Below are 6,596 nucleotides of genomic sequence, written 5' to 3' on the forward strand. Positions count from 1 at the left end.
GCCCCGAAAAGCAGTCGCTGTCTCATGGAGGAAATACCCATGACCGCCCCCTCTAACGCGAACACGTCGGGGCTGGCCCCATGCCCGTTCTGTGGCGGCGAAGCTTGGCTGAACGACTACGAGGCGAAACACAGCGACTTGCCACCCAAGAGCCGGTGTCCGCAATGCCGGTCATGCGGCGCGTCACTTGGCTATCTGGCGACGCCAGCAAAGGTGACTGAAGCATGGAACCGTCGCGTCACCGCCGCATCCGCTCAAGCCAGGATCGGTGAGCTAGAGTCGCGGCTCGAATATCTGCGCAGATCTCGTGACGGTCACGCCGCTCAGGCCCATGCCGAGTTTGAGAAGCGGGTAATGGCGGTCGATGCTCTGATCTCCGCGCGCGAGGCCCTGCACCATCACTACGTCGAGTGGGACGGCGAGCCTGAGGATGCTGTTCCGTTGCAAGAAGCGCGATCCGAATGCGACCGCGTCCTAGCCGCCCTACAGCAGGAGGGGTGACGTGGCTCGAACCCTTGAACAGCAGCAGTCCGATTGGAAGCGCCAGCTTGAAGGCGCGAAGACCGGCAATCCCTACGCCACGCTCTGCCAGCATTGCTACGGACGCCATGCGCCTCCCTTCGACGAGCTATGCCCGAATGAGTCTATCGACGACCTGAAGCGTCGTCTCGCCAAGGACACACCCCAATGACCCAGACCCCCACCGATGCGCTGCGCCTGGTGACGACTCCGCTGGACAAACTGGAAGCCGTCTATGACTGGCTTAGAGAGCCTGACCACGGGGACACATTCAACAAGAACGATTTGGTCGAATGGCTGAACCGTCGTCCGAGCGGCTTGCTGATGAAGGCCATCGGAGAACTTCGCCAGTCCACCCGTGCAGCCGCTCCCGCATCGCCGCTGCCCTTGACGACAACTCCTGAGCCTATCCCGCCATCAACCGGCGTTGCTGACAATGGAGCATCGCCGCTGCCAGAAGGGGGCGGGGCAAACCATCTCGGAAATTTGCTCGCTCGCATTCATCGTGACGGAGGACACAGACAGGAAGAGATCGGAACCGACCAGGCTTGTGACGAAGCAGAGCTTATTGTGTCTGATCTTCTGCAAGACCAACAGCAATGGCAAAAAATCGAGACCTTTACTGAGAGCGGTCAGGGCAACCCTGTGATCGTCGCTGTCCCAGCCAAGGAAGGCGGATGGATTGTGGGCGAGGCTTGGAAAAGCGTCATGGAGCCGGATGACGCATATCGGGGAAATGACGGATGGTGGTGGGCTGGAACAAGCACTGGCGACGCCTGCAACGACCCTATTCGGTTCATGAACCATGGCGACGCGGAATGGTGGATGCCGCTTCCGGCCGCCCCGACAGGTGCGAAATGAGCGCGGATTTCAGAGCCTACGTGTTCGAGGTCGTGGACGACATGATAGCCGAACTTCTCGCGCGGGTAGAAAAGGGCGGCAGACTGTCACGGGAGGAGCAAATCGCGACCCTCAAACAGCTTCAGAAAGATCGCCAGAACCTGAGCCTAGCAGGTCAAAAGCCAGCAGGTGAAGCATGACCGCCCCCGACCTAGACGCGCTGGAGAAGCTGGACCGGCTGTCGAGCGCATCGGCAAAGGCCATCAACCTCGCAATGAGCGGACGGGCAACGCGAGCGGCCATTCGGGATATTCTGTCTCGACCAACCGATGAAGCCCGCGCCTTCCTCGCCCGCAATGGGAAGGGGGAGGGATGAGCACGCAACGAGCCTCCGTCAGCAAGATGGTCCGGTCGCTTCAGAAGTGCGGCCTGACCGTCACCGGCGTCGAGGTCGCGCCCGATGGGACTGTGAAGGTCTTGACCCAAGCCGCCAATGAGAGCGCAGATGACGAACTGGAACAGGCGAGGGAGCGCAGGCGTGCGCGCAAGGCTGGTCGGACTTCACAAGGCCACGAAGCGGCTTAGCGATGGCCGTGTGGCCGTCTACGCCTACGCCTATCGCGGCGGGGACATGGTTGCGCGTGCTGAGGGGCGGACGTTGGACGCCGCCAACCGCGCCATGGAGGCAGAGCTGGGCCGGCCAGAGACGCTTGACCGGATCGAGAAAGCGCGTCGGCCCGTCCGACAAGCCGACAGCAAGGCCTACATCCGGGGCCTGATCGCCGCTTTCAAGATGTCTCCCGAATGGGCCAAGCTGGGCGAGACGAGCAAGACCGAATATTCCCGATACCTGAAATCCTTCTCCGACGAATTTGGAGACTGGAAGGTCAGCCTGTTCGAACAGCCGAAAGCTAAAGTTGAGCTGCTGGACTGGCGCGACGAATGGGCGGATCGCCCCCGCGCCGCCGACTATGCGCTTCAAACCGTGGGGCGCCTCTTCAAGTGGGCCAGAGGGCGCGGCCTGACCGAGGCCCGTCCAACGGAAGATGTCGAGCGCCTTCACAGCGCGGATAGATCGGATCTGATTTGGACTGAGGAAGACCTAGCGAAGGTGCTTTCGAAAGCTGGCCCAGAGGTCGGCCTCGCTATTCGCCTCGCCGCCGAGACCGGTCTTCGCATGGCCGACTTGCTCAACCTCCCGTGGGGGGCCATAGGCGAGCATGGGATTGTGTGGCGCACGGCAAAGCGGGGCCGCCAGGTCGTCGTGCCTCTGACGCCGACTGCCCACGCTTTACTGGACGCCGCGCCGAGAAAGCACCTCGTGATCCTGACCAACAGCTTGGGTAAGCCGTGGACGACCGACGGGTTCAAGACCATGTTCGGTCGCGCCAAGGCGGACGCTGGGATCGTCGGGCTGCGGTTTCATGATTTGCGCGGGACTGCCGCCACTCGACTATTCCTTGCAGGATCACCGAAGCGGGACATCGCGACGATCATGGGTTGGTCGGAGGCCGCCGTAGACGCCCTTCTGACAAAATACGTCTCCGGCGATGCTGTCGCCCTTGACCTCTTGTCGAGAATGAACCAGAAACCCGCCTCGCAAACCGGCGACAAACCGGTTCTGCGGAGAGACAGCTAAGTATTTGTTTCTAAAGCGTGCGTCCTTAGCTCAGTTGGTTAGAGCATCTGACTTTTAATCTGACCGTCAGATTGAATTGTCTGCACAATTTCCACAAACCGACCACGATCTGACCTTAACGATTTCAGTTGCTTGCAGGTCGGCGGCAAACCGATTTCTTGCTGATTGCGGCTCAAAACAAAACGCCCCCGGCATGAACCGAGGGCGTTGAGACTGCTTAGGGCTTCGCGGGAGGCCCCTCTCCATGTCTGGCGCTGTGTCTCGCCGCGCCACTGGCTTGAAATGCAGAGCGGGTTGCAACGTCCCACCGGATCAACCAGCAGGCCGCTCGCCGGAGAATTAGGCCACAGGCAGGGCCTGAACGCAAGGAACCGGAGCCTACTGCTTCGCTGCCTCCCGGCGTTCTAGTTCGGCCTCCACAGCCTCTCGGATGAACTTGGACCGCTGATACTTCGGCGAAGTCCCCACCAGATCATCAATCCGCCGAAGCAGATCGGGCGACAACTGCACCGTCGTCGGGCGCGGCTTCGATTTGAACGGCGTTCTTCCCATGGTCGCGCCGTTACCGCTTGCTCCGAGATTCGACAAGAAAACACCGCTGTTTTTGTTGACGGGATAAACACCGCTGTTTAGATAAACGCCATTGTTTATCGAGGCAAGCCGTGACCGCTCTGGACTGGACCGAGACGACCTTCGACGCCGCCCACAAGGGCGAGTTCGCCGAGCAGGTGCACGGTCACACCTGGAACGTTCGCGTTTGGTGGCCGGCCTCGCCGCCGAAGGATGCGCGGTTCATGCACGCGCGACTGCGTCAGTATCTGGAAGCTTCGTTCGATCACCGCCTGCTGGATGACGTGATCCCGGACCCGACCAACTACGGGGTCGCGAAGGCTCTCCTCCAACTCATGGGCGACGACATCAAGATTATTGAGGTCTGGCGGGGAGGGTCCGTGCCCTGCGGCGCGAGGATCGAGCTGTGACGATCCACCGCCATGCTGGCCCGATCACCGGAGCCGACGTGTTCGCCACGGTCGCGGGCCGCAACTTCCTCGCCTCCTACGAGACCTCGGCTCGCTCCTGGGCCGACAGTGCAGAACAGGTGGCCCAGACCCTCTGGTTTGATCCTGGCGCCTATACGATCTACCGCCGCCTTCAGGAGGCGATCCGTAAACGGCGTGCGGCAGGGGAGGTCGTCACAGCCGACGAAGAGCACGAGCTTCTTCATGCTCCTCGCGACTGGCGAGGCTATTACGACTGGCTTGACGCCCGACTGGACCGGCCGACGACACTGGCGATCATACCCGACGTCATCGACGGGGCCTCGCAGCTTCAAGACTCGCTCATCAAGGAATGGCCCTACGGCAAAAAGGGCGTGCCGGTATTTCATATCCACCACAGCGCCGAACGGATGCTGCGCCTGCTTGATGAATGGGATTGGGTCGCCTTCGGCAGTGCCGGTGAATACTGGGAAATCCTCAGCGCAGAATGGGAGGAGCGGATGCACTTCCTTTGGAACGAGATCGCCAAGCGCCACCAGCGGACGCCCCAGGTCCACATGCTACGCGGCATGCAGCTCTGTCTGAAACCCAACCCGTTTCCCTTCGCGTCGCTCGATTCCTCCGACGTAGGCCAGAACCACAATCGGCCCCAAAACACGGCGCTGGACATGATCAACCGTTGGGACGCGGCTCAGTGCCCCGCCCGCTACACGCCGCGCGCCCATCAACTCAGCCTGTTGGATATTGCCGCATGACAAATGAAACAGAAGTCGAGCGCTGGACGCGCCTAGTCGCCGGAGCAGAGGCCGAGGTTTCGAGGTATCAGCAGGACGGTCCGAGAGAGCACATCCGCGAAGCGCGGGACGCTCTGGATGACGCGCGGATAAGTCTGGTTCGGGCGAAGAAAGCCGAGGCCGCCAAACAACCCGGCTTGCGGCTCAAGCCCTGCCCCTTCTGTGGAGGACCGGCTCAGATCGAGCGTTTCGGCAACACGCGCGTTTCGACGATCTACGCCTGCGACGAGTGCGGCTGTCGCTTGGAGACCGGCGAAGAATTCCGCCACGGCCGGTCCTGGAACCGCCGGGCCAATGATCAAACGAAAGCCGACCTGACTGATGCGCTTTCCCGCGCGCTGGCGGAGATGAAGGCCCTCTGCGGCAGTCATTCGATGGCTGAGATCGCGCTTGCGGAGAAGGTCTTGGCGAGGGCGATCGGGGAGGCGGGGCAATGAGCGATGGCGACGAATACGAGTATGATGATCGTGACGGCATCACATGCCCTCGCTGTCAGGGCGACGGGACGGTCGACTGCCATTGCGGCGGTGACCTGTGCGTCTGTGAAAACGACGGCGAGCGCGATTGTCCGGTTTGTGGCGGTGACGGCGAGGTGTCCGAAATGGTGGAGGCGCAATACGAGGAAAGTCGCCGCCAAGCCTATGAGGCTATGCGGAAGGTCTGGCCGGACCCGGAATAGCAGAAAGGCCCGCCCTCCGAAGAGAGCGGGCCTCGATAGCGGAGCCGAGGCTCGACGCTGAATGGTGGGATAATCCCTCTTTTTGCCTAGCCCGGTCGCGGAGGTGGCGGACAGTCCAGCCCTCGCATCCCCATGGTGTCGAAGAATCGGCACAAGCGCCCAACCTGGGCCGCCAGCCGGTCGCCGCGCGCCTCGATGGCGATGTCGTAGGCGTCGAGCGCGGCCTCCGAATAGATCGCCTCGGGCGCCAGCACCGGCTTGGGCTCAACCAACAGATCCGCACTCGGCGGGAAGGCGGGTGTTCCCTTGGTGGCGCAGCCGCTCGCAAGCGAGACGGACGCGGCGAGCGCTAGGGACAGCATCAGGGAGCGAGTTGACCGCATCGGAGAGATCCTTTTCGCGGGCGTTGATGATGGGGGTTTCGACCGTGCGTTCATCGGCTGCGGTTTCCCGCGCGCTGGAGGCCTTGGCCTCGGTCTTTCGGGTCTGCGCCGCCTGACGGTCCCGTTCGCCCTGTGCGCCCCTGTGAGAGCAATAGGCGCCGGTCAGGACGAAGGCGGCGATCATGGCGACGATCAACCAGCCGGTCGGGCTGAGAAGGCGGGGGATGGAACGGAGGAAGGCCAGGGCGGTCACAGCCCGACGACCTTCTTCGCAGCTGTCGTCGCGGCGATGCGCGCGTCGAGGCCATTGATGCCGCCGTTCACCTTCAGCGTCACGCCCTTCACGTCATCGCGTAGGGCCGGGACAATGCACCCGTGCTTGACGAAGAAGTTGGCGGCGGCATTGGCGGACGCGACCGGGTCAGTCCGCAGCGTGTCCGGATCGTGCTCATGACCCGCCTCACGATAGTTGGCCCGGCCTGTGATTTGCTTCTCGCCGCCACCCCGGAACCGCCAGCCATCGCCCGGCTCGGTGTTGCCCAGGTTCTTCCGTCCCCACTCGCCGCCGTAGATGATATTGGCGATCGCGTTCTGATGAGCTGGACGGCCGGGCGCGCGGCCGAACTTGCGGGCATCAGCCTCGCTGATCCGGTGCCGGCCGAACATTTTCAGCAGGCCGTCGACCGAGTAGTTCAGGTTCTCTTCGCGGGTCGTGAACCCGGCGCTTTCGACGAACATCTGACC

The 6,596-nt window shown here is 62.4% G+C and carries 13 protein-coding genes; 10 read left to right on the forward strand and 3 right to left on the reverse strand.

The features are described from left to right. The first annotated feature begins 39 nt into the window (after window positions 1-39). The 10 genes from ACWPV3_RS16225 (at window position 40) to ACWPV3_RS16270 (ending at window position 5,469) form a co-directional block, all read left to right on the forward strand. Window positions 40-501, forward strand: a complete 462-nt coding sequence (locus tag ACWPV3_RS16225) for a Lar family restriction alleviation protein (protein WP_453978602.1) — start codon at window positions 40-42, stop codon at window positions 499-501. A gap of 1 nt (window position 502) precedes the next feature. After that, window positions 503-691 (forward strand): hypothetical protein, encoded by a 189-nt coding sequence (locus ACWPV3_RS16230; RefSeq protein ID WP_453978603.1) that lies wholly within the window; start codon window positions 503-505, stop codon window positions 689-691. Beyond that, a complete protein-coding gene (locus ACWPV3_RS16235) occupies window positions 688-1,380 on the forward strand; it encodes a hypothetical protein (protein ID WP_453978604.1) in 693 nt (230 codons plus the stop codon). Before ACWPV3_RS16230 ends, ACWPV3_RS16235 begins: the two co-directional genes overlap by 4 nt. Next, window positions 1,377-1,559 (forward strand): hypothetical protein, encoded by a 183-nt coding sequence (locus ACWPV3_RS16240; protein ID WP_453978605.1) that lies wholly within the window; start codon window positions 1,377-1,379, stop codon window positions 1,557-1,559. Before ACWPV3_RS16235 ends, ACWPV3_RS16240 begins: the two co-directional genes overlap by 4 nt. Then, window positions 1,556-1,735 (forward strand): hypothetical protein, encoded by a 180-nt coding sequence (locus ACWPV3_RS16245; protein ID WP_453978606.1) that lies wholly within the window; start codon window positions 1,556-1,558, stop codon window positions 1,733-1,735. The genes ACWPV3_RS16240 and ACWPV3_RS16245 overlap by 4 nt, the downstream gene beginning before the upstream one ends. Window positions 1,736-1,954: 219 nt before the next feature. Continuing rightward, window positions 1,955-2,998, forward strand: a complete 1,044-nt coding sequence (locus ACWPV3_RS16250; RefSeq protein WP_453978607.1) for a tyrosine-type recombinase/integrase — start codon at window positions 1,955-1,957, stop codon at window positions 2,996-2,998. 662 nt (window positions 2,999-3,660) lie between these two features. Then, a complete protein-coding gene (locus ACWPV3_RS16255; protein ID WP_453978608.1) occupies window positions 3,661-3,978 on the forward strand; it encodes a 6-carboxytetrahydropterin synthase in 318 nt (105 codons plus the stop codon). Beyond that, window positions 3,975-4,751, forward strand: a complete 777-nt coding sequence (locus ACWPV3_RS16260) for a hypothetical protein (RefSeq protein WP_453978609.1) — start codon at window positions 3,975-3,977, stop codon at window positions 4,749-4,751. The genes ACWPV3_RS16255 and ACWPV3_RS16260 overlap by 4 nt, the downstream gene beginning before the upstream one ends. Beyond that, window positions 4,748-5,227, forward strand: a complete 480-nt coding sequence (locus ACWPV3_RS16265; RefSeq protein WP_453978610.1) for a Lar family restriction alleviation protein — start codon at window positions 4,748-4,750, stop codon at window positions 5,225-5,227. Before ACWPV3_RS16260 ends, ACWPV3_RS16265 begins: the two co-directional genes overlap by 4 nt. Next, entirely contained in the window at window positions 5,224-5,469 is a 246-nt protein-coding gene (locus tag ACWPV3_RS16270) for a hypothetical protein (RefSeq protein WP_453978611.1), read from the forward strand. The genes ACWPV3_RS16265 and ACWPV3_RS16270 overlap by 4 nt, the downstream gene beginning before the upstream one ends. Before the next feature lie 86 nt (window positions 5,470-5,555). Here the strand turns inward: ACWPV3_RS16270 and ACWPV3_RS16275 are convergent, their stop codons facing one another. The 3 genes from ACWPV3_RS16275 to ACWPV3_RS16285 form a co-directional block, all read right to left on the reverse strand. Beyond that, complete coding sequence (locus tag ACWPV3_RS16275) at window positions 5,556-5,741, reverse strand: hypothetical protein (protein WP_453978612.1); 186 nt, start codon at window positions 5,739-5,741, stop codon at window positions 5,556-5,558. Continuing rightward, the gene (locus ACWPV3_RS16280) at window positions 5,734-6,105 is read right to left on the reverse strand and encodes a hypothetical protein (RefSeq protein ID WP_453978613.1); all 372 of its coding nucleotides are present in this window, start codon (window positions 6,103-6,105) and stop codon (window positions 5,734-5,736) included. Before ACWPV3_RS16280 ends, ACWPV3_RS16275 begins: the two co-directional genes overlap by 8 nt. Further along, a partial coding sequence (locus ACWPV3_RS16285; RefSeq protein WP_453978614.1) for a glycoside hydrolase family 19 protein occupies window positions 6,102-6,596 on the reverse strand: 495 nt, incomplete at its 5' end. The genes ACWPV3_RS16285 and ACWPV3_RS16280, both read right to left, overlap by 4 nt.

The organism is Brevundimonas sp. Marseille-Q4549 (assembly GCF_976940555.1).